The sequence below is a fragment of the uncultured Microbacterium sp. genome, from assembly GCF_945952435.1.
GTDB lineage: Bacteria > Actinomycetota > Actinomycetes > Actinomycetales > Microbacteriaceae > Microbacterium.
Genome location: NZ_CAMFHZ010000001.1, coordinates 134066 through 154059, shown reverse-complemented (window position 1 = coordinate 154059; position 19994 = coordinate 134066). Strand labels below are relative to the sequence as shown.

Annotated in this window: 18 protein-coding genes; 12 read left to right on the top strand and 6 right to left on the bottom strand. The window is 72.1% G+C overall.

The genetic code is table 11. From position 1 onward, the window contains the following. Nucleotides 1-14: 14 nt before the first annotated feature. Complete coding sequence (locus Q0P88_RS00670) at nucleotides 15-692, bottom strand: LysE/ArgO family amino acid transporter (RefSeq protein WP_295010356.1); 678 nt, start codon at nucleotides 690-692, stop codon at nucleotides 15-17. 71 nt (nucleotides 693-763) lie between these two features. Here Q0P88_RS00670 and Q0P88_RS00665 point away from each other — a divergent pair, with 71 nt between their 5' ends. The 3 genes from Q0P88_RS00665 (at nucleotide 764) to Q0P88_RS00655 (ending at nucleotide 3890) form a co-directional block, all read left to right on the top strand. After that, nucleotides 764-1654 (top strand): LysR family transcriptional regulator ArgP, encoded by an 891-nt coding sequence (locus Q0P88_RS00665; protein ID WP_295010355.1) that lies wholly within the window; start codon nucleotides 764-766, stop codon nucleotides 1652-1654. Nucleotides 1655-1747: 93 nt separating this feature from the next. Then, on the top strand, nucleotides 1748-2761 hold the full coding sequence (locus Q0P88_RS00660) for a biliverdin-producing heme oxygenase (protein ID WP_295010354.1): 1014 nt from the start codon (nucleotides 1748-1750) through the stop codon (nucleotides 2759-2761). 64 nt (nucleotides 2762-2825) lie between these two features. Further along, nucleotides 2826-3890: a DNA polymerase domain-containing protein gene (locus Q0P88_RS00655; RefSeq protein ID WP_295010353.1), complete on the top strand. Its 1065-nt coding sequence runs from the start codon at nucleotides 2826-2828 to the stop codon at nucleotides 3888-3890. A 45-nt stretch (nucleotides 3891-3935) separates the two neighbouring features. On the opposite strand, the gene Q0P88_RS00650 is transcribed toward Q0P88_RS00655, so the two are convergent. Both Q0P88_RS00650 and Q0P88_RS00645 read right to left on the bottom strand, forming a co-directional pair. Continuing rightward, the gene (locus Q0P88_RS00650) at nucleotides 3936-4979 is read right to left on the bottom strand and encodes an ATP-dependent DNA ligase (protein WP_295010352.1); all 1044 of its coding nucleotides are present in this window, start codon (nucleotides 4977-4979) and stop codon (nucleotides 3936-3938) included. Nucleotides 4980-5001: 22 nt separating this feature from the next. Continuing rightward, nucleotides 5002-6453 carry an NAD(P)/FAD-dependent oxidoreductase gene (locus Q0P88_RS00645; RefSeq protein WP_295010351.1) on the bottom strand — a complete coding sequence of 484 codons (1452 nt, stop codon included), beginning with the start codon at nucleotides 6451-6453 and terminating at the stop codon, nucleotides 5002-5004. A 54-nt stretch (nucleotides 6454-6507) separates the two neighbouring features. Between Q0P88_RS00645 and Q0P88_RS00640 the strand changes: the two genes are divergently transcribed. Beyond that, entirely contained in the window at nucleotides 6508-7017 is a 510-nt protein-coding gene (locus tag Q0P88_RS00640; RefSeq protein WP_295010350.1) for a hypothetical protein, read from the top strand. Nucleotides 7018-7029: 12 nt separating this feature from the next. Here Q0P88_RS00640 and Q0P88_RS00635 read toward each other — a convergent pair whose 3' ends face one another. Beyond that, entirely contained in the window at nucleotides 7030-8262 is a 1233-nt protein-coding gene (locus Q0P88_RS00635) for an acyl-CoA dehydrogenase family protein (RefSeq protein WP_295010349.1), read from the bottom strand. Nucleotides 8263-8402: 140 nt separating this feature from the next. After that, nucleotides 8403-9074, bottom strand: a complete 672-nt coding sequence (locus Q0P88_RS00630) for a TetR family transcriptional regulator (RefSeq protein WP_295010348.1) — start codon at nucleotides 9072-9074, stop codon at nucleotides 8403-8405. 214 nt (nucleotides 9075-9288) lie between these two features. On the opposite strand from Q0P88_RS00630, the gene sucC reads away from it, so the two are divergent. The 3 genes from sucC to Q0P88_RS00615 all read left to right on the top strand — a co-directional run bounded on the left by sucC (nucleotide 9289) and on the right by Q0P88_RS00615 (nucleotide 12408). Next, nucleotides 9289-10455 (top strand): ADP-forming succinate--CoA ligase subunit beta, encoded by a 1167-nt coding sequence (sucC, locus tag Q0P88_RS00625; protein ID WP_295010347.1) that lies wholly within the window; start codon nucleotides 9289-9291, stop codon nucleotides 10453-10455. Nucleotides 10456-10483: 28 nt separating this feature from the next. Then, nucleotides 10484-11386, top strand: a complete 903-nt coding sequence (gene sucD / locus Q0P88_RS00620) for a succinate--CoA ligase subunit alpha (RefSeq protein ID WP_295010346.1) — start codon at nucleotides 10484-10486, stop codon at nucleotides 11384-11386. 260 nt (nucleotides 11387-11646) lie between these two features. Further along, nucleotides 11647-12408 carry an MBL fold metallo-hydrolase gene (locus tag Q0P88_RS00615; protein ID WP_295010345.1) on the top strand — a complete coding sequence of 254 codons (762 nt, stop codon included), beginning with the start codon at nucleotides 11647-11649 and terminating at the stop codon, nucleotides 12406-12408. 81 nt (nucleotides 12409-12489) lie between these two features. Here the strand turns inward: Q0P88_RS00615 and Q0P88_RS00610 are convergent, their stop codons facing one another. Then, nucleotides 12490-13956, bottom strand: a complete 1467-nt coding sequence (locus Q0P88_RS00610) for an NCS2 family permease (protein WP_295010344.1) — start codon at nucleotides 13954-13956, stop codon at nucleotides 12490-12492. Between the two features lie 91 nt (nucleotides 13957-14047). Between Q0P88_RS00610 and Q0P88_RS00605 the strand changes: the two genes are divergently transcribed. The 5 genes from Q0P88_RS00605 to Q0P88_RS00585 all read left to right on the top strand — a co-directional run bounded on the left by Q0P88_RS00605 (nucleotide 14048) and on the right by Q0P88_RS00585 (nucleotide 19985). Further along, complete coding sequence (locus Q0P88_RS00605; RefSeq protein WP_295010343.1) at nucleotides 14048-15298, top strand: DUF6350 family protein; 1251 nt, start codon at nucleotides 14048-14050, stop codon at nucleotides 15296-15298. Nucleotides 15299-15307: 9 nt separating this feature from the next. Then, nucleotides 15308-15904 (top strand): phosphoribosylglycinamide formyltransferase, encoded by a 597-nt coding sequence (purN, locus tag Q0P88_RS00600; RefSeq protein WP_295010342.1) that lies wholly within the window; start codon nucleotides 15308-15310, stop codon nucleotides 15902-15904. A gap of 22 nt (nucleotides 15905-15926) precedes the next feature. Beyond that, entirely contained in the window at nucleotides 15927-17534 is a 1608-nt protein-coding gene (gene purH, locus Q0P88_RS00595) for a bifunctional phosphoribosylaminoimidazolecarboxamide formyltransferase/IMP cyclohydrolase (protein ID WP_295010341.1), read from the top strand. Between the two features lie 433 nt (nucleotides 17535-17967). Next, on the top strand, nucleotides 17968-19494 hold the full coding sequence (locus tag Q0P88_RS00590; protein WP_295010340.1) for a DNA-3-methyladenine glycosylase 2 family protein: 1527 nt from the start codon (nucleotides 17968-17970) through the stop codon (nucleotides 19492-19494). Continuing rightward, nucleotides 19491-19985, top strand: coding sequence for a methylated-DNA--[protein]-cysteine S-methyltransferase (locus tag Q0P88_RS00585; protein ID WP_295010339.1), 495 nt, complete (start codon nucleotides 19491-19493; stop codon nucleotides 19983-19985). Before Q0P88_RS00590 ends, Q0P88_RS00585 begins: the two co-directional genes overlap by 4 nt. The last annotated feature ends 9 nt before the right edge of the window (nucleotides 19986-19994 follow it).

Here is a 19994-nt window from a genome sequence, read left to right as displayed (position 1 = left end):
AGCGGGACCGGTCCTCAGCCGACGAGCACCGGCAGCACCAGCCCCACTCCCATGACCACCAGGATCACCGCGATGACCGTGTCCAGGATCCGCCAGGCGCGCGGCGTGCGCAGCCACCGGCCGAGGTGACGGGCGCCGAAGCCCAGGCCGAAGAACCAGATCACGCTGGCCACGATCGCGCCCGCGGCGAAGAGCCAGCGTCCCTCGCCATGCGTCGCCGCGATCGACCCGATCAGCAGCACGGTGTCGAGATAGACGTTCGGGTTCAGCCACGTGAACGCGAGCGTCGCGAGGATCACCGGCGCCAGCGCCGGCCGGGTGCGGGTGGCGACGTTTCCGGAGCCGTCCGCCGCGGACGGGAATCCGGCCTCCGCGTCGGTGCCGCCCGGATCCGCCGCGAGCGCCTCGCCGCCCGACCTCCACGCCCGCCGCGCCGCGAGCACGCCGTAGATCACGAGCGAGATCCCGCCGGCCCACCGCGCGAGGACCACCAACCAGGGCATCGAGGTGACCAGGTAGCCGAGGCCGGCCGTGCCGGCCAGGACGAGGGCGGCATCGGAGGCGGCGCAGATGACCACGACGGGGAGCACGTGTTCCCGGCGCAGGCCCTGCCGCAGCACGAAGACGTTCTGCGCACCGACCGCGATGATGAGCGAGAACATGAGGCCGAGACCGGCGAGCAGCGTGAGCACGCTCTCACGCTAGGCCGGGGACGCGATTCAGCACCAGCGAAGATTCCTTACCTCACATTAGAATCGGTGATGTGCAGGTGGATCCGGATCTCGCGCGGACCGTGGCCGTCGTCCTCGACGAGGGCAGCTTCGATCTGGCCGCGCGTCGCCTCCTGCTCACCCCCTCCGCGGTGAGCCAGCGCATCAAGACGCTCGAACAGCAGCTCGGGCGCATCCTGCTGGTGCGTTCGAAGCCGGTGCGCGCCACCGAGGCGGGGGAGGCCGTCGCCCGGTTCGGGCGGCAGATCGCCTTGCTCGAACGTGACGCGATCGCGGGGTTCGGTCTGGCCGCCGGCAGGCACGGCGCGCGCATCCGCATCCCGCTGGGCGTCAACGCCGACTCGCTCGCGACCTGGTTCCTGCCGCCGCTGGCGCGGCTCGCGGAGTCCCACGACGTCGAGTTCGACCTGCACAGGGACGATCAGAACTTCACCGCACGCCTGCTGGAGTCGGGCGCCGTCATGGCGGCCGTCACCTCCCAGGCCGAGGCGGTCGGCGGCTGCCGGGTCGAACCGCTCGGGGCCCTGCGCTACGCGGCGGTCGCGACGCCCGGCGTGGTCGGGCGCTGGTTCGGCGGCGGGGTCACGGCCGAGGCGCTCGCGGTGGCTCCCTTCGTCGACTTCGACCGGAGGGACCTCCTGCAGCACGACTGGCTGGCCGCGCGCGGGGTCGACTCCTGGACCGTGCCTCGCCACTACGTCCCGGCTTCGGCCGACTTCGCGGTCGCCGTCGAGCTGGGGATGGGGTGGGCGCTGCTCCCCGTGCCGCAGGCCGAGGAGGCGCTCGCCGACGGGAGGCTCCTCCGGCTGGACGCCGCGGAGACCGCGGTGCCGCTCTACTGGCAGCAGTGGAACCTGCGCTCCGACCTCCTCGACGCGATCGCCGCCGAGATCGGTGCGGAGGCTGCGCGCGTGCTGCGCTGACCGTCCCGGAGCCGCCCGTGATCGCCGTGCGTCGCGACGCATCGCGACGTGATTGAATCGGGTGAGGCTCGCCTAACCCGAAGGGGGTCCGCCTTGACCTTCGACCCGTCCGTCGTCGCCGCGGTGACCGCGCACATGAACGACGACCACCCCGAGGACAACCTCCTCATCGTGCGCGCCTTCGGTCTCCCCGAGGCCTCCGCCGCATCGATGGCGGGGCTCGACGAGAACGGCGGCACGTGGATCGCCGAGGTCCCGTCCGGCCGACAGGAGCTCGTCGTGCCCTGGTCGCACCGTCCTGTCACCGAGCGTCCGCAGATCCGCCGCGCGGTCGTGACGCTCTATCGCACGGCCTGCGAGCGGCTCGGCGTGACGCCGCGCGAGGAGCACGGCTCCGCCCCCGCCGGCCACGCTCCTGCTGCCGCCGGGCGCGGTCCTGCTGCCGCTGCGGACGGATCCGCGGAAGGCTTCGCCGCGCGCCTGCGCTCCGCGACCTGGAGCGACCACGGCGACAGCGAGGGAGCGTCCTTCATGGCCGACATCCTGCGTGGCCGCGGAACCCTCGACGACTATGCGGAGCTCGTCGCGCAGCACTGGTTCCTCTACGACGCGCTGGAGGAGGCCGCCGGAGCCCTGTCCTCGGATCCGCGTCTGGCGACCCTCCACCCCGAGGGGCTGACCCGTCGCGCGGCCCTCGACCGCGACCTCGTGCGACTGCGGGGGCAGGACTGGCGTCGCCGGATCGCCGCGGTGCCCGCCACCACGGCGTACGTCGCCCGGATCCGTGCCATCGCCGCGGAGGGCTGGACGGCGGGTCTCGTCGCCCACCACTACACGCGGTATCTCGGCGACCTCTCCGGGGGCCAGCACATCGCCCGCCGGGTCTCGGCGCAGTTCGGCTTCGACGACGCCGGTGCCGCGTTCTACGACTTCGGCGCGATCGGCGATCCGGCCGCCTTCAAGGCCGCGTACCGGAGCGCGCTGGACGCCTTCGGCGCCGAGCTCTCCCCGGCGGAGCAGCAGCGCATGCTCAACGAGGTGCGTCGCGCCTACCGGTTCAACACCGCCGTCTTCGAAGACCTGGGCGCGGCGCGGACCGCGGCCTGAGGGCCGTCGCGCCGGACTCCGCGGACCCTGGCGCGACCGCCCCGCCCCGCCCTACGCTCGAGGCATGGCGACCGAGCGCACGAGGCTGACGATCCCGGGCCCGGACGGCGACCGCACGGTCGACCTGTCCAACCCCAACCGCGAGGTCTGGCCGGAGGCACCCGGCGGTCCGATCACGAAGGCCGAGCTGGCCGCGTACACGGAGGCGGTCACGGTCCCGTTCCTATCGGCGAACGGGCACAGACCCGTGTCGCTCGAACGGTTCCGCGACGGCATCGGCGGGGAGAGCTTCTTCTCCAAGAACCCGCCGAAGGGGACGCCGGACTACGTGCAGAGCGTGATGTGCACGTACAACAGCGGCCGGAGGCATCCCCAGATCGTGCTCACGGAGACGGCGGCGACGGTGTGGGCCGTGCAGATGAACACGGTCGTGTTCCACCCCTGGGCGTCGCTCGCCGCGAACACGGACAACCCGGTGGAACTGCGCATCGATCTGGATCCGCAGCCCGGCACGGGCATCGCCGAGGCGATCCCCGCCGCCCATGAGCTGCGTGCGGTGCTGCGCGAGGCGGGACTCGAGGCGTTCGTCAAGACCAGCGGCAACCGCGGTCTGCACGTTTTCTGCCCGATCGTGCCCGAGTGGGAGTTCCTCGTCGTCCGGCACGCGGTGATCGCCGCGGGCCGGGAGCTGGAGCGGCGGATGCCGGATCGCGTCACGACGGCCTGGTGGAAGGAGGAGCGCGGGACGCGCATCTTCGTCGACTTCAACCAGGCCAACCGCGATCGCACGATGGCGGGGGCGTACAGTCCGCGCGCCCTGCCCGGAGCGACCGTCTCGACGCCGATCGAGTGGGAGGAGCTGGACGACGTGGATCCGGCCCGCTTCACCGTTCGTACCGTGCCGCAGCGTCTCGCCGACGTCGGCGATCCCTGGGCGCGCATGCAGGAGCGCCCCGGGCGGATCGACGTGCTCCTGGACTGGTGGGAACGGGACGTCGGGAACGGGCTCGGCGAGATGCCGTTCCCTCCGGAGTTCCCGAAGATGCCGGGGGAGCCGCCGCGGGTGCAGCCGTCGAAGAAGGTTGCGGCGCACTGGGACGAGCACGGCGAACGGGTGCAGGGCGCCTGAGCGGGGGGAGCGCGATCCCCGCGCGGAGCGCGGAGCGGAATCGGATCAGTCGATCACGTCGGCGAGGTCGTAGCCGTCGACCGTGTCGAGCTGTGCATAGGTGCACGAGCGCGGCTCCCGGTCGTCGCGCCAGCGCTCGAACTGCACGGTGTGACGGAAGCGCCATCCCTCCAGCTGGTCGTAGCGCACTTCCAGCACCCGCTCGGGCCTCAGGCGCACGAAAGACGTGTCTTTGGAGCCGCTGAACCGCGAGCGCTCGCCCTCGCCCGTGACGGCCGCGCCCGAGGAGTCGCGTTCGACGAGCGGGGCGAGCTCCTCCACGAGTCGCTGGCGCATCGCGTCGCTCCAGGCGGCGACGCCCCCGACCTGACGAAGGGTTCCCTCCTCGTCGTAGAGGCCGACGAGGAGGGATCCGACGCCGGATCCGCTCTTGTGCACGCGATAGCCGAGGGCGACGACGTCGGCCGTGCGGTGATGCTTGACCTTGAGGAGCGTGCGCTTGCCGGGGGCGTAGGGCTGGTCCAGCGGCTTCGCGACGACGCCGTCGAGTCCCGCCCCCTCGAACTCCGCGAGCCAGCGCCGCGCGGTCTGCGGGTCCGTGCTCGTGCGGCTGAGGTGCAGCGGATGCGGCACCACGGCGAGAAGGCCTTCGAGGCGCCGCCGACGTTCGGCGAAGGGAAGGTCCTGCAGCGACTCGTCGCCGATCGCGAGCACATCGAAGGCGATGAACATCGCGGGGGTCTCCTGCGAGAGGGTCCGCACGCGCGACGCGGCGGGATGGATCCGCTGGCTGAGGGCCTCCCAGTCCAGCCGCTGCGCACCGGCGGGGCCCGTCGCGACGACGATCTCGCCGTCGAGCAGGCACGGCTCAGGAAGGATGCGGGGGATCGCCTCGACGAGCTCGGGGAAGTACCGGGTCAGCGGTTTGGCCCCCCGGGAGCCGATCTCGACGTCCGTCCCGTCCCAGGCGACGAGCCCTCGGAAGCCGTCCCATTTGGGCTCGTACAGAAGTCCGCCGGGGAACCGTCCCGGTTCGGGGACGGTATCGGAGGCCTTGGCCAGCATCGGCGCGGGGATCTCGTAGCGCATGGTGCCCATCCTGCCCTGCGGCTCAGGATCCGAACAGGTCCGCGAGGGCGACGCGGTGCCCGGCGTCCGCGAGCGCGGTGCGCGCGGCGTGCCAGCCCGCCATGCCGTTCACACCGGGTCCCGGCGGCGTCGCCGCGGAGGCGAGGTACACGCCGGGCATCGGCGTGCGCCACGGCGTCGGCGAGAGCACGGGCCGCACCACGGCCTGGCGGAGCGTGAAGGCGCCGCCGAAGATGTCGCCGCCGATCTCGGACGGGTTCAGCCGCACGCGGTCGCGCGGGGGCACGGCGTGCGTCGCGAGGATCCGATCGCGGAACCCCGGGGCGAACCGCTCGATCTGGCGGGTGACGAGCTCGGTCGCGTCGATCTCGGAGTCCGCGGGCGCGTGGATGTACGCCCAGAGCGACTGCTTCCCCGCGGGCGCCCTGGTGTCGTCGAGGATCGACGGCTGGACGACGAGCGCGTAGGGACGCGCGGACACCCGCCCCCGCGCGACCGCGTTCTCGCTCGCCCAGACCTCCGTGCGCGTGCCGCCGAGGTGCACGGTCGGGGCCAGGGCGACGTCGGCGTTCGTCCACGGCACCGGTCCGTCGAGGGCGAAGTCGACCTTGGCGGCCGCCGCGCCGTAGCGGTAGCGGCGGATCGCCCGTGCGTAGCCGGCCGGGACGTCGCGGAGCGTCAGGGCCAGCCGCGGGGACGTGTTCAGCAGCAGCAGATCGCCGGCCCGAGGATCGCCCCAGTCCAGCGCGGAGAGATCGCGGACCGGGGCGTGGACGCGGAGCGTGCCGCTGTGCGCACGCAGATCCTCCGCGAGCGCGTCCGCGATCCGCTGCGCGCCGCCGCGCGGGAACGCCCAGCCGCCGACGTGCGCCTGGGCCATGAGAAGCAGTCCCGCTGCGGCGCCGCTCGCCGACGGCAGGGCGGTGTTCGCGTGGGCCACGACGCCGGCGACGAGCCCCGCGGCCTCCTCGGTGCGGAATGTGCGCCGCGCCATTCGGCTCCCCTGCTCCAGCACGCGCAGCCCGTAACGCACGGTGGCGATCGGATCCTCGGGGAGACGCAGCAGCGCGGATCCCGTGAGATCCAGCACGCCCTCGATCCGGGCGGCCAGAGGGCGCAACAGCGCCCGCCAGGCGCGGGCGTCGCGACCGAGCCCCTCGGCCGTGCGCTCGAGGTCGTGCCAGGCGATTCCGGCCCGACCGCCGTCGAGCGGATGGGCATATGCCGCTTCCGGAATGATCCAGTCGATCCGGTCCCGGCCGAAGGCGCGGAAGAACGGCGACGAGTACGCCGCGGGGTGCACGGCCGCGCACACGTCGTGCACGAACCCCGGCAGTGTCGACTCGGCGCTGCGGACGCCGCCGCCGATCGTCGGCTCGGCCTCGACCACCTCGACCGCGTAGCCCGCCCTGGCCAGGGAGACGGCGGCGGCGAGTCCGTTCGGACCGCTGCCGATGACGGTGGCGCGGGGCATGCCGTCAGTCTCGCACGCAGCCGGTGCCGAGCGGGACGTGGGATCCTGGAAGCGATGAACGAAGTCCAGGGCCCGACCCCCACCGGCAACTCCCGTCCGTACCGCTCGCTCGCGGAGGCGCTGCGCGCGCACCGCATCGACCCGATCAACCACGACTTCATCGACGCCGTCGTCGCGGCCGTCGGGATCTCGAGCTTCATCGACCGGGGTCGGTACATCGAGGCGGTCCGCCGCACTCCGGGCACGTCGCTGCACATCGGTCGCACCTACACGAACGGCTTCGCCGAGGACGAGCAGATCCTCGTCGGCGGACGCGTCCTGCCTCTCCTGCCCAGCGAGGGGCGCGCGCCGTACTTCTACGTCGTCCACCCCAGCGAGCTGCCGGGCGTCTCCTCCCCCCCGCGACGGTCCGCCCCCCGGACCGCTGCGGGCAGGCGTGCGCCGGCCGCGCCCAAGGCGGAGCCGCGCCCTCCGAAGGCGACGGCCCGCGAGGACCGCGAGTACGGCGTCTGCGACGTGTGCTTCATGGTGAAGACCCCGTCGGGCGGCTGCGGCTGCGACTGATCCGAGCGCGTCTCAGGCGAAGGCGCTCATGCCCGTGATGTCGCGTCCGATGAGCAGCGCCTGCACGCTCTCGGTGCCTTCGTACGTGTGGATGGCCTCGATGTCGGCCATGTGCTGCATCACGCCGTTCTCCAGCAGGATCCCGTTGCCGCCGAGCAGGTCGCGTGCGCTCGAGGCGATCCGCCGCGCCGCGCGCGTGTTGTGGAACTTCGCGAGGGACGCCTGCGTGGGTCGCAGCGTGCCGGCCTCGTCCATGTCGGCCATGCGGCGGCAGTACAGCTGCATCGCGGTGAGGTCCTCCAGCATGTGGGTGAGGCGCTCCTGGACCATCTGGAACCGCGCGAGCGGCTTGCCGAACTGGATCCGCGTCTTGGCATACGAGAGCGCGGCCTCGTAGCAGGCGGTCGCGTGCCCGAGCGCCGACCACGCGACGCCGGAGCGGGTCGCGTAGAGCACGACGGACGCGTCCCGGAAGCTGTGCGTGCCCGGCAGCACGGCATCGAGCGGCACGCGCACGTCGTCGAGGCGGATGTGCGCCTGGTGGATCGCCCGCAGCGACGCCTTTCCCGTGATGACCTCGCCCCGATAGCCGGGCCGGTCCTGCTCCACGAGGAAGCACCGCACCGCCCCGTGCTCCGGGGCCTCGGGATCGTCGACCCGTGCCCACACGAGGGTGATCCCTCCGGACGCGCCGTTGCCGATCCACTTCTTGGCGCCGCGCAGCACCCATTCGTCCCCGGCCCGCCGGGCGACGGTCTCGAGGGAGACCGAGTCGGAGCCGTGGTCGGGCTCGGTGAGCGCGAAGGATCCGAAGACGGATCCGTCCGCGAGCGGCACGAGCCAGCGCTCCTGCTGCGCGGGACTGCCGAAGAGCGCGAGCGTGCGCAGCGCGAGGCCTCCCTGCACGGCGAGGACGGTGCCCAGTGAACCGTCGCCGCGGGAGATCTCCATGTTCACGAGACCCGCCGCGAGTGGGCTCATCCGGGTGAGCGCGGGGTGCTCGATGCCGTCGACGACGAGGTCCATCTCGCCCATGCGACGCGCCGCGGCGAGGGGGTACTCCGCCCGGTCCCAGGCGTCGAGCATCTGCGGCCCGACCTCGTCGATGTACGCCTGCGCGCGCTCCCAGTGGGCACGATCCGCCGCGGGGATGTCGGAGAAGACCTCGTAGTAGTCGCTGCCGAGCCGATCCGTCACGTCGTAGCGCGTGACGGACTCGCCGGGGTAAAGGGCGTCGTCGCTCATGGTGTCTCCATCGAAAGGGTGAGACTCAGTCTCAGAGTTGTTGAGACAGCGTACCGCGAAGAAATGGCGGTCGCGAAAGGTCGCCGACGTATCAGCCCTGCGCGGCACGGCCGGTGGATCCGGATCCGGATCGGGACGGGTCAGGTGAGATCGTCGCGGAGGCGCCGGGTGATCTCGGCCATCGGCATCGACCGGGGGAATACGGCGACCACCACCGCGTCCTCGCCCGGGTCGGCGGCCGCGTCCGGGTGCACGCTGTAGCGGCGCAGCACGTCGTCGAGCGCGCGGCGCAGAGCGGCCGCAGAGGTCCGCGATCCGCGCAGCAGCCGCCGCAGCACGTGGTTGTGGACCGCGGTCACGAGTGCCGCGAACCCGACGGCGTCGAGCGGATCCAGATCCGGCATCGCACGACGCAGGTACTCGTCGAACAGCCGTTCGTAGCGGAAGACGGTGACGATCTCGCGGTCGCGGAGCGTCGGCACCTGCCGCACGACCTGATACCTGAGCCGGGCGAGCTCCGGATCGGCGGCGAAGGCGCGGAACACCATGACACTGGCGTCGCACACGGCCGTCCAGGGGTTCGGGTGCGGGCGATCCAGATACCTGCGCAGCCCCGCGAGCAGCTCCTCGTGGTCGGCGAAGACCACGTCGTCCTTCCCGCCGAACTGGCGGAAGAAGGTCGAGCGCGAGATGCCGGCGGCCCGGGCGATCTGCTCGACCGAGGTCTGATCGAAGCCCTGCGCCGAGAACAGCTCCAGCGCGGCGCGCGCCACGGCGGTGCGGGCGGGGGACACGTCGGCGTGCTCGGTCATAGCAGCAAAGCCTAGTCATCCGGTGCCGCCCCTCCGCCCTCGGCGTCGGGGCGCTTGTCGCGGGCGGGTCCGACCGGGGCGCAGGACGGTCCTCGGGAGCCTGTCAGGCGGCCCGATCGCGCGGTAGTAGGCTGGCCTATCGGGTCGGCGCGCAGCCGACACCCGACAGAATTCCTGTCGCGTCCCATTCGTCGCAACCAGCGAAGGACTGCACGTGGACCTCTACGAGTACCAGGCACGAGACCTTTTCGAGAAGTACGAGGTGCCGGTGCTCGCCGGCATCGTCGCCGACACCCCCGAGGAGGTGAAGGCAGCCGCGGAGAAGCTCGGCGGCGTGGTCGTCGTCAAGGCCCAGGTCAAGACCGGCGGCCGCGGCAAGGCCGGCGGCGTGAAGGTCGCCAAGAACCCCGACGAGGCGTACGAGGCCGCGAAGGCGATCCTCGGTCTCGACATCAAGGGGCACGTCGTCAAGCGCGTCATGGTCGCCGCCGGCGCCCGCATCGCGCGCGAGTTCTACTTCTCCGTGCTGCTGGACCGCGCGAACCGCTCCTACCTGAGCCTCGCCTCGGTCGAGGGCGGCATGGAGATCGAGCAGCTCGCCGTCGAGAAGCCCGAGGCGCTCGCCCGCGTCGAGGTCAACCCGCTCGAGGGCATCACCCCCGAGAAGGCGCTCGAGATCGCGAAGGCCGCGAACTTCGAGCCCGGCCTCGCCGAGAAGGTCGCCGACGTCTTCGTCAAGCTCTACGCCGTCTACACCGGTGAGGACGCGACGCTCGTCGAGGTCAACCCCCTCGTGCAGACCGAGGAGGGCGACATCATCGCTCTCGACGGCAAGGTCACGCTCGACGACAACGCCAGCGAGGTCCGCCACCCCGAGCACGAGGAGCTCGCCGACAAGGCGACCGAGAACCCGCTCGAGGCCAAGGCCAAGGAGTCCGGGCTGAACTACGTCAAGCTCGACGGACAGGTCGGCATCATCGGTAACGGTGCGGGCCTGGTCATGTCGACGCTCGACGTCGTCGCCTACGCGGGCGAGAACCACGGCGGCGTCAAGCCGGCGAACTTCCTGGACATCGGCGGCGGCGCGTCCGCGACCGTCATGGCCGCGGGCCTGGACGTGATCCTCGGCGACGAGCAGGTCAAGAGCGTCTTCGTGAACGTCTTCGGCGGCATCACCTCCTGCGTCGCGGTCGCCGAGGGCATCGTCAAGGCGCTCGAGATCCTCGGTGACGCGGCGACCAAGCCGCTCGTCGTCCGCCTCGACGGCAACCAGGTCGAAGAGGGCCGCGCGATCCTCGCGGCCGCCAACCATCCACTCGTCACGCTCGCCGCCACCATGGACGAGGGCGCCGACAAGGCCGCCGAGCTGGCGAACGCCTGAGCCGGACGAGAGACAAAGGACTAGAGAGATGTCGATCTACCTCAACAACGACTCCAAGGTCATCGTCCAGGGCATCACCGGCGGCGAGGGCACCAAGCACACCGCGCTCATGCTGAAGGCGGGCACGAACGTCGTCGGCGGCGTCAACGCGCGCAAGGCCGGGACCACCGTCACCCACACCGACAAGGACGGCAACACGGTCGAGCTGCCCGTGTTCGCCTCGGTCGCGGAGGCCATCGAGAAGACCGGTGCCACCGTGTCGGTCGCGTTCGTCCCGCCCGCGTTCACGAAGGACGCGATGATCGAGGCCATCGACGCCGAGATCCCGCTGCTCGTCGTCATCACCGAGGGCGTCCCGGTCGGCGACGCCGCGGAGGCGTGGGCCTACTCCGTCGACAAGGGCGGCAAGACCCGCATCATCGGCCCGAACTGCCCCGGCATCATCACCCCGGGTGAGGCGCTCGCGGGCATCACCCCGGCGAACATCACCGGGAAGGGCCCGATCGGGCTCGTCTCGAAGTCGGGCACGCTCACGTACCAGATGATGTTCGAGCTGCGCGACCTCGGCTTCTCGACCGCGATCGGCATCGGCGGCGACCCGGTCATCGGCACGACGCACATCGACGCGCTCGCCGCGTTCGAGGCCGACCCCGAGACCAAGGCGATCGTGATGATCGGCGAGATCGGCGGCGACGCCGAGGAGCGCGCGGCCGAGTTCATCAAGGCCAACGTCACCAAGCCGGTCGTCGGCTACGTCGCGGGCTTCACCGCCCCCGAGGGCAAGACCATGGGCCACGCCGGCGCCATCGTCTCGGGCTCCGCGGGCACCGCGCAGGCGAAGAAGGAGGCCCTCGAGGCCGCCGGCGTGAAGGTCGGCAAGACGCCGTCCGAGACCGCCGCCCTCCTCCGCGAGGTCTACGCCGCGCTGTAAGCGCTGCATCGAAGGGCCCCGGGTGCATCCGCCCGGGGCCCTTCGACGTGCTCGGCGCGGTGCGCCGCGCGCGGGGGTCGCGTGCCGGCTGGTCCGCGTGCCGCGCAGTCCGTTCCCAGGATGGAAGCGCGCGATCCGGCCGGGCCGCCGCGCGCCGCGCGGATCTCGGCCGTCGATCCTGAGAACGGTCGAGGGAGAACGGTCGAGGGAAACGGTCCGGGTGCGGCCGGAGGGACTGTCAGGGGCGGCACGATGGACCCATGACCCAGACTCCACTGACCCTCACCCTCGTCGGCGGTCCGACGGCCGTCATCGACTATGCGGGTCTTCGGTTGCTCACCGACCCCACCTTCGACGCCCCGGGCACGTACGACGGGGGAATCCCGCTGCACAAGCTCGTCGGACCCGCGCTCGGGGTCGACGAGGTGGGCGAGGTCGACGTGGTGCTGCTCTCCCACGATCAGCATCCCGACAACCTCGACGGGGCGGGGCGCGCGTTCCTGCCCCGCGCCGGCGTCGTGCTGTCCACGCCCGAGGCGGCGGAGCGGATCGACGGCGTGCTCGGCCTGACGCCGTGGCAGACGCACCGGCACGGCGACGTCGAGATCGCCGCGGTGCCGGCGCTGCACGGGCCGGAGGGAGCGGAGGCACTCTCCGGCACGGTCACCGGGTTCGTGCTCCGCGCGCCGGGCGAGCCCGTCGTCTACGTCTCCGGGGACAACGCCTCCGTCGCCCTCGTCGAGGAGATCGCCCGCCGGGTCGGTCGGATCGACGTCGCGGTGCTCTTCGCGGGCGCGGCGAACGTCGGTCGCTTCGGCGATGCGGACCTGACGCTCAACGCCCGCACCGCCGTCGCCGCCGCGCGAGCGCTGGGCGACGCCGTGATCGTCCCCGTCCACGCCGAGGGCTGGCACCATTTCACCGAGACCAGGGAGAGGCTCGTCCGCGAGTTCGGTTACGCCGGCCTCGCGGATCGGCTCCGGGTGCCCGAGGCGGGAACGCCGCTCGTCCTCCGCCCCTGAGCGCTCTCGGCGACGGCGAAGGGCCTGCGCGCTCCCGTCGGAGGCGCGCAGGCCCCACGCGGAGCCCAGGGCCAGGCGGGCTCAGTGCAGCAGCTGCTCGATCGGCCCGCGGACGAAGTAGATCACGAAGCCGAGCGTGACGATCCAGAGCAGCGGGCTGATCTCGCGCGCCTTGCCCGAGAACGAGCGCACGAGCACCCAGCTGATGAACCCGGCCCCGATGCCGTTCGCGATGGAATACGTCATCGGCATCACCGTGACGGTGACGAAGACCGGGAACAGCGCCGAGAAGTCGCTCAGGTCGATGTGGCGGATCTGGCTCATCATCAGCGCTCCGACGATCACGAGTGCCGCCGCCGCGACCTCGGTCGGCACGATCGAGACGAGAGGCGTGAAGAACATCGCGATGAGGAACAGGAGTCCGGTGACCATGTTCGCGAGGCCTGTCCTCGCGCCCTCGCCGATGCCCGCGCCCGACTCGATGAACACGGTGTTGGAGGATCCGGACGTGAGACCGCCGGCGACGGCCCCCACGCCCTCGACGATGAGCGCAGAGCGCAGACGGGGGAACTCGCCCTTGTCGTCGGCCAGACCCGCCTCCTTGGACAGGCCCGTCATGGTGCCCATCGCGTCGAAGAAGTTCGTGAAGACCAGGGTGAAGACGAGCATGAGGGCGGCGACCGCCCCGATCCGGCCGAAGGCGCCGAACAGGTCGACGTGACCGACGAGGGAGAGGTCGGGGATCGCGAGCGGGTTGGCCGGCAGCGTCGGCTCGGTCAGGCTCCACCCGCCGGGGTTGATCTTGTCGCCGTTCACCTTCGGGCCGAGGTGCCAGATCGCCTCGACGATCACCGCGATCACGGTGCCGGAGACGAGCCCGATGAGGATCCCGCCCTTGATCCGCATCGCGACGAGGATCGCGGTCAGCAGCAGGGTGACGACGAAGATCAGGGTCGGCACGGTCGCCACGGATCCGCCGAGGCCGAGACCGACCGGAGGGGAGTCGCTCTTGGTGGACGTCACGAACCCGGCGTTCACGAACCCGATGAACGCGATGAACAGGCCGATGCCGACCGTGATCGCGATCTTCAGCTGCATCGGCACGGCGGTGAAGATCATGCGGCGCAAGCCCGTGGCACTGAGCAGCACGATGACGAGACCGTTGATCACGACGAGACCCATGGCCTCCGGCCAGGTGACCTCGCCCACGACGGAGAACGCGAGGAAGGCGTTGATGCCCAGCCCCGCCGCGAAGCCGAACGGCAGGCGGGCGATGAGACCGAACAGGATCGTCATGACTGCTGCCGTCAGGCCGGTCACGGCGCTCAACTGTGCGAAGCCGAGCTGAGTGCCCGCGACGTCCTTCGTGGTCGACAGGATGATCGGATTCAGGATCACGATGTAGGCCATCGTCACGAACGTGACGATGCCGCCGCGCACCTCGGTGCCGACCGTGGAACCGCGCTTCGTGATCTCGAAGAAGCGGTCGATCGCGTTCTTCGGAGCGGCAGGGGCCTCGTCGGCCGTGGGTGGGGGGACAGTAGTCATGGGCAGGACCTCCGCGGAAAACCGTATCGCCTCCGGAGCCCCGCGCGCCCACGGGAGCGCGAAGGGTTGTGCCCGTAGGCTCGATCCCGTCATGCAACGCCTCCTCATCGTGCTCCTGGCGGCCGTCGACGCGGTCGTGGCCGCGGCCGTCGGTCTCGGCCTGCTGCTCGCCCCGCTCACCCTGTTCTGGGCGATCTCGCAGGGCGCGGCGGCCGATTGGGGCGCGCTCTGGCCGAGCACTGTGTCGCTGTGGCAATACGGCCACGGGGCGCCGCTGGACGTGTCTTTGCCCGACGCGCTCGTGCGCGCCGCGGGGATCGCACCCGAGGCGGCACGGTTCGTGCTCTCGGTCCCCCCGTTGCTGTTCCTCGCGATCACCGCGTTCCTCGCGGCCCGGTCGGGACGCCGCGCGGCGCTCGCCGGATCCTGGATCACCGGGGTGGGGAGCGGAACGGCGGTCTTCGGCGTCGTCGCGGTGGGCGTCGCCCTCACCGGGCGCAGCACGATCCTCTCCACGCCGCTCCCGCTCGCGATCCTCGCCCCGACGCTGGTCTTCCTCGCGGGCGCGCTCCTCGGTGCGCTCACGACCGCGTGGGCCGAGGGGGACGGCGGCGTCGTCGACCGCGTCCAGGACGCTCTCGAGCGCCACCCGGACTGGGTCGAGGTCCCCGGCGAGATCGTGCGCGGCGCGACCGTCGTCATGGCGGGCGTCGTCGGCGCGGCGGGCATCGCCCTCGCGATCGCCGCGCTCACCCGGGGAGGCCAGGTGGTGGCGCTCTTCGAGTCCCTGCGCGTCGACGCGTTCGGGACGATCGTGATCGGACTGGCACAGCTCGCCTTCCTCCCGACCCTCCTCGCCTGGGGCGTCGCGTGGCTCGCCGGGCCGGGGTTCGCGATCGGTACGGGGACCGCGGTGTCTCCGGCCGGCACCGCCCTGGGCGTCGTCCCCGGCGTCCCGCTGTTCGGGCTGGTCCCGGAGAGCTCGTCGCCGTGGCTGTTGATCGTCGTGCTCGTCCCGATCGGGGCGGGGGCGTTCGCGGGGTGGGTCGTCCGTTCGCGCCAGGTGTCCGCCGGGATCGACGCGCCGCTGCTGCCGCGGGTCGCTGCCGCGGTCGGTATCGCGGCCGTGAGCGCCGGTGCGGGCGCCGCGCTCGCCGCGCTCTCGCACGGCTCGCTGGGCCCCGGGCGGCTCGCGGAGGCGGGGCCCGAGCCCTGGACCGTCGCTCTCGCGCTCGGCGCCGAAGTCCTCGTGGGCGCCGCGATCCTGCTGCTCGCCCCTCGCCGCCGGAGCGGCGCGGACCTCGATCTCGACGAGCGCGGGCACCTCCTGACGCCCGGCTAGACTGTCCAGGTGCTGACGGTCGCCGTTCTCATCTCGGGCACCGGCTCGAATCTTCGTGCCCTGCTCGACGCGGCTGCCGACCCCGGATACCCGGCCAGGGTGATCCTGATCGGCGCGGACCGGGAGGCCGAGGGGCTCGCCCATGCCGAGGCTTTCGGGATCCCCTCTTTCGTCGTCCCGTGGGACGCGTTCGACAGCCGTGAGGCCTGGGGCGCGGAGCTGGACGCACAACTGCAGGTCTGGAAGCCCGATCTCGTCGTGCTGAGCGGGCTCATGCGCCTGCTCCCGCCCGCGCTCGTGCAGGCTTGGGCTCCCCGCATCATCAATACGCACCCGGCCTACCTGCCCTCCTTCCCCGGCGCCCACGGCGTGCGCGACGCGCTCGCGGCCGGCGTCGCAGAGACGGGGGCGAGCGTGATCGTGGTCGACGACGGCGTCGACAGCGGACCGATCCTCGCGCAGGAGCACGTCCCCGTGCTCCCCGACGACACCGAGTCGTCGCTGCATGCGCGCATCAAGCCCGTCGAGCGGCGTCTGCTGATCGACGTCGTCCGCCGCATCGCCGAGGGCGACCTCGACCTCGGCGCGCGCCCTCAGCCGCACTGAACCTCTCCGGAAGGAACCCCCGATGGCCGGTCCCGCCCACGACCCGTCCCTCTACCGCCCGCGCGACGCCGTGCGCATCCGCCGCGCCCTCGTCTCGGTGAGCGACAAGACCGACCTCCTCCCGCTCGCTCAGGCGCTCGCCGCGAACGGCATCGAGATCGTCTCGACCGGGTCCACCGCGCAGACCATCCGCGACGCGGGACTCGAGGTCACCGACGTCGCCGCCGTCACCGGTGTCGCGGAGATGCTCGACGGCCGGGTGAAGACCCTGCATCCCACGATCCACGGCGCGGTGCTCGCCGACCTCCGCCTCGAGGACCACGAGCGGCAGCTCGCCGAGCGGGGCATCGATCCCTTCGAGCTCGTCGTCGTGAACCTGTACCCGTTCGTGGAGACCGTCGCCTCGGGGGCGGTCGGCGACGACGTCGTGGAGCAGATCGACATCGGCGGCCCGGCGATGGTGCGGGCGGCGGCCAAGAACCACGCCAACGTCGCGATCGTCGTCTCGCCCGAGTCGTATCCGTCCCTCATCGCGTCCCTGCAGACCGGCGGCACCACGCTGTCCCAGCGCCGGGAGCTCGCAGCGCGGGCCTTCGCGCACACCGCGGCGTACGACACCGCCGTCGCGCAGTGGTTCTCCGAGGGGACCCTGTCCAGCGAGATCGACCTGCCCGAGCACCTCACGATCAACGCCGAGCGCCTCGCGACCCTGCGCTACGGCGAGAACTCCCACCAGCGCGCCGCGATCTACACCCGCGCCGGCGGGCACGGGATCGCCCAGGCCACCCAGCTGCAGGGCAAGGAGATGTCGTACAACAACTACGTCGATGCCGATGCGGCGCTGCGCGCGGCGTACGACATGGTGCTCCCGGCCGTCGCGATCATCAAACACGCCAATCCGTGCGGCATCGCGACCACCGCTCCGAACGCCCTGGACCCGATCGCGAGCGCCCACCTGCGCGCGCACGAGTGCGATCCCGTGTCGGCCTATGGCGGCGTGATCGCGGCGAACGGCACGGTCACGCTGAAGATGGCCGAGAACCTCAAGGACATCTTCACGGAGGTCATCGTCGCCCCGGCGTTCGAGCCCGCGGCGCTCGAGGTCTTCAAGGCGAAGAAGAACCTTCGCCTGCTGCAGCTTCCCGACGACTGGCAGCAAGAGCGCATGGACGTGCGCCTCGTCTCGGGCGGTCTCCTGCTGCAGGACGCCGATCGCTTCCCGGACGACATCGTCTCGGTCGCGAAGGACTGGGAGCTCGTGTCGGGGGAGCGGCCGAGCGATGAGGAGATGGAGAACCTCATCTTCGCGTGGAAGGCGTGCCGCGCCGTCAAGTCCAACGCGATCGTGCTCGCCAAGGGCAACGCGACCGTCGGCGTCGGCATGGGGCAGGTCAACCGCGTCGATTCGTGCCGCCTCGCGGTCGAGCGTGCGGGGGACCGCGCCGCCGGATCCGTCGCCGCCTCGGACGCGTTCTTCCCGTTCGCCGACGGAGCGCAGGTGCTCATCGACGCCGGCATCACCGCGATCGTGCAGCCGGGCGGATCCGTCCGCGACGCGGAGGTCGTCGACGCCGCCCGCAAGGCCGGCGTGACGATGTTCTTCACCGGCGAGCGCCACTTCTTCCACTGACGCGGGGTTCTCCCGCCCCCGGCCGCCGGACGCGGGGGTAGGGCTCTCCCTGCGACGTAGGGCTCTCCCGCCGACGTGGGGCTCTCCCCGCGACCGTAGGGCTCTCCCGCCGACGTGGGGCCGCGCGCGAGCAAGGACCCCGCTCGATCGGTGCCGATATGTCGGCCCGGGTCATGTTGCTCGGCCGGGAGTGCGGCTGAGGACCGACAATGTCGCCCCGGGCCGACATATCGCGCGGGTGTGTTGGGTCCGTGTCGGGCGTGGGTTCGAGCCGGGCGCGTGAGCCGGATCTGCGGAGTGCGGCGGACGGGCCGCGGACCTGCGGACGTGTGCGCCGGGCGTCCGGAATGCGGTCGGTGCGCGGGATCCGGGGGCCGACTGTCGTGTCCGATTTCCGCGAGAGTGCGGGTTCCGGACGTGACAGAGTGAGGTCATGACCTTCTCCGGGATGACCTTCGACGAGCGGTATCGGGCGATCGATGCGCGCGATGTGCGCTTCGACGGCCAGTTCGTCACGGCGGTGCGCTCGACCGGCATCTACTGCCGCCCGAGCTGTCCCGCGCGCACGCCCCGCCCCGAGAACGTCACGTTCTATCCGACGAGCGCCGCCGCCCACGAGGCAGGCTATCGGGCGTGCAAGCGCTGCCTGCCCGAGGCGGCCCCCGGGTCGCCGGAGTGGAACGTGCGCGGCGACGTCGCAGCGAGGGCCATGCGGCTCATCGCCGACGGGGTGGTCGAGCGCGAGGGCGTGCCGGGCCTCGCCGCACGTCTCGGCTACTCGTCCCGGCATCTGACCCGACTGCTCGCGGCAGAGCTCGGGGCGGGCCCGCTCGCGCTGGCGCGAGCGCATCGGGCGCACACCGCGCGGATGCTGCTCGTCGGCACGGATCTGCCGATCTCCGACGTCGCGTTCTCCGCGGGGTTCGCGAGCGTGCGTCAGTTCAACGACACCGTGCGCGAGGTCTTCGGGCTCGCGCCCGGGGAGCTGCGAGCCCGGCGCCACCGCACAGGATCGACCTCCGCCGAGACGCCCGGCGAGCTCGACCTGCTGCTCCCGTACCGTGCCCCCTTCGACGCGGACGGGCTGTTCGCGTGGATGCGCGCCAGGGCGTTGCCCGGTGTGGAGGAGGCGGGCGAGCGGCGCTTCTCGCGGCATCTTCGTCTGGACGGCGGCCCGGGATGGTTCGAGCTGCGCCTGGACGAGAACGAGCGTCTTCATCTGCGCGCGCGCCTGACGCGCCTGGCCGATCTGGCGCCGCTCGTCGCCCGCGCCCGGCGCCTCTTCGATCTGGACGCGGATCCGCAGGCGGTCGATGCGGCCCTCGCGGCTCATCCGGCACTCCGCCCGCTCGTCGAGGCCACGCCCGGCATCCGGGTGCCCGGGGCGGCGGATCCGCACGAGATGCTCATCCGCGCCATGATCGGCCAGCAGATCACCGTGGCGGCCGCGCGCACCGCCCTGACACGACTCGCGGAGGAGCTGGGGGAGCGCACCGTCGACGGCGGGATCCTCTTCCCCACGGTGTCGGCCATCGCCGACCGCGGCGCCGTCGTGCTCCGCGGCCCCGCCGCGCGGATCCGCGCGATCACCGGTGCCGCGGCGGCCCTCGCCGACGGCTCCCTGATGCTCACGGCCGGCGATGACGGACGCACGCAACGGGAGGCGCTGCTCGCGATGCCCGGGATCGGACCCTGGACGGCCGACTACGTGCGGATGCGCGTGCTCGGGGATCCCGACGTGTTCCTTCCCGGCGACGTCGCCGCCCGCGCCGGGGCGGCAGGGGCCGGCCTTCCGGCGGAAGCCGCGCCCCTCGACGCGTGGGCCGCCCGGACCGCTCCGTGGCGCAGCTATCTCACGGCGCATCTCTGGCGCGCCGCCCCCGTCCGCCCGTCTCGCACCCGAGCCGTCCGCTCGGCCGACCCTTCCCCGACCACCCCTCCGAAAGAAGGTTCCCGATGACCGCTCTCATCCAGACCGTCGAGACCCCCGACGGCCCGTTCACGATCCTCAGCGATGCCCGGCATCGCGTTCTCGCCTCCGGATGGACCGCTGACGCGGACGAGATCCTGCAGCGCGTCCCTGCGGCGCACCGGCCCACCGAGATCTCGGAGGGGAGCACTCGGGCGGGCGACGCCGTCGCGGCGTACTACGCGGGCGACGTCGCGGCGATCGACGCCGTGGAGGTGCGCCAGTTCGGCACCGAGCTCCAGAGCGCGGGCTGGGCGGCGCTGCGGCGGATCGCTCCCGGTCGGCCGCTCAGCTACACCGAGTTCGCCGCCGCGATCGGTCGCCCGGGAGCCGTGCGCCCCGCCGCCTCGGTCTGCGCGCGCAACGCGGCCGCGCTCTTCGTCCCGTGCCATCGGGTGCTGCGCGCGGACGGCACCCTCGGGGGCTTCGCCTGGGGCGAGAGCGTGAAGCGACGCCTCCTGGAGCGCGAGGCGGCGGCCTGATCGGGATCC

What these genes read in the sequence shown, in the direction of transcription:
- Q0P88_RS00655 (WP_295010353.1), top strand. Translation starts at nt 2,826, where the DNA reads ATGGCGACCGAGCGCACGAGGCTGACGATCCCGGGCCCGGACGGCGAC.
- sucD (WP_295010346.1), top strand. Translation starts at nt 10,484, where the DNA reads ATGTCGATCTACCTCAACAACGACTCCAAGGTCATCGTCCAGGGCATC.
- Q0P88_RS00610 (WP_295010344.1), bottom strand. Translation starts at nt 13,956, where the DNA reads ATGACTACTGTCCCCCCACCCACGGCCGACGAGGCCCCTGCCGCTCCG.
- Q0P88_RS00645 (WP_295010351.1), bottom strand. Translation starts at nt 6,453, where the DNA reads ATGCCCCGCGCCACCGTCATCGGCAGCGGTCCGAACGGACTCGCCGCC.
- Q0P88_RS00635 (WP_295010349.1), bottom strand. Translation starts at nt 8,262, where the DNA reads ATGAGCGACGACGCCCTTTACCCCGGCGAGTCCGTCACGCGCTACGAC.
- Q0P88_RS00640 (WP_295010350.1), top strand. Translation starts at nt 6,508, where the DNA reads ATGAACGAAGTCCAGGGCCCGACCCCCACCGGCAACTCCCGTCCGTAC.
- Q0P88_RS00650 (WP_295010352.1), bottom strand. Translation starts at nt 4,979, where the DNA reads ATGCGCTACGAGATCCCCGCGCCGATGCTGGCCAAGGCCTCCGATACC.
- Q0P88_RS00590 (WP_295010340.1), top strand. Translation starts at nt 17,968, where the DNA reads ATGACCTTCTCCGGGATGACCTTCGACGAGCGGTATCGGGCGATCGAT.
- Q0P88_RS00585 (WP_295010339.1), top strand. Translation starts at nt 19,491, where the DNA reads ATGACCGCTCTCATCCAGACCGTCGAGACCCCCGACGGCCCGTTCACG.
- purH (WP_295010341.1), top strand. Translation starts at nt 15,927, where the DNA reads ATGGCCGGTCCCGCCCACGACCCGTCCCTCTACCGCCCGCGCGACGCC.
- Q0P88_RS00630 (WP_295010348.1), bottom strand. Translation starts at nt 9,074, where the DNA reads ATGACCGAGCACGCCGACGTGTCCCCCGCCCGCACCGCCGTGGCGCGC.
- Q0P88_RS00615 (WP_295010345.1), top strand. Translation starts at nt 11,647, where the DNA reads ATGACCCAGACTCCACTGACCCTCACCCTCGTCGGCGGTCCGACGGCC.
- Q0P88_RS00605 (WP_295010343.1), top strand. Translation starts at nt 14,048, where the DNA reads ATGCAACGCCTCCTCATCGTGCTCCTGGCGGCCGTCGACGCGGTCGTG.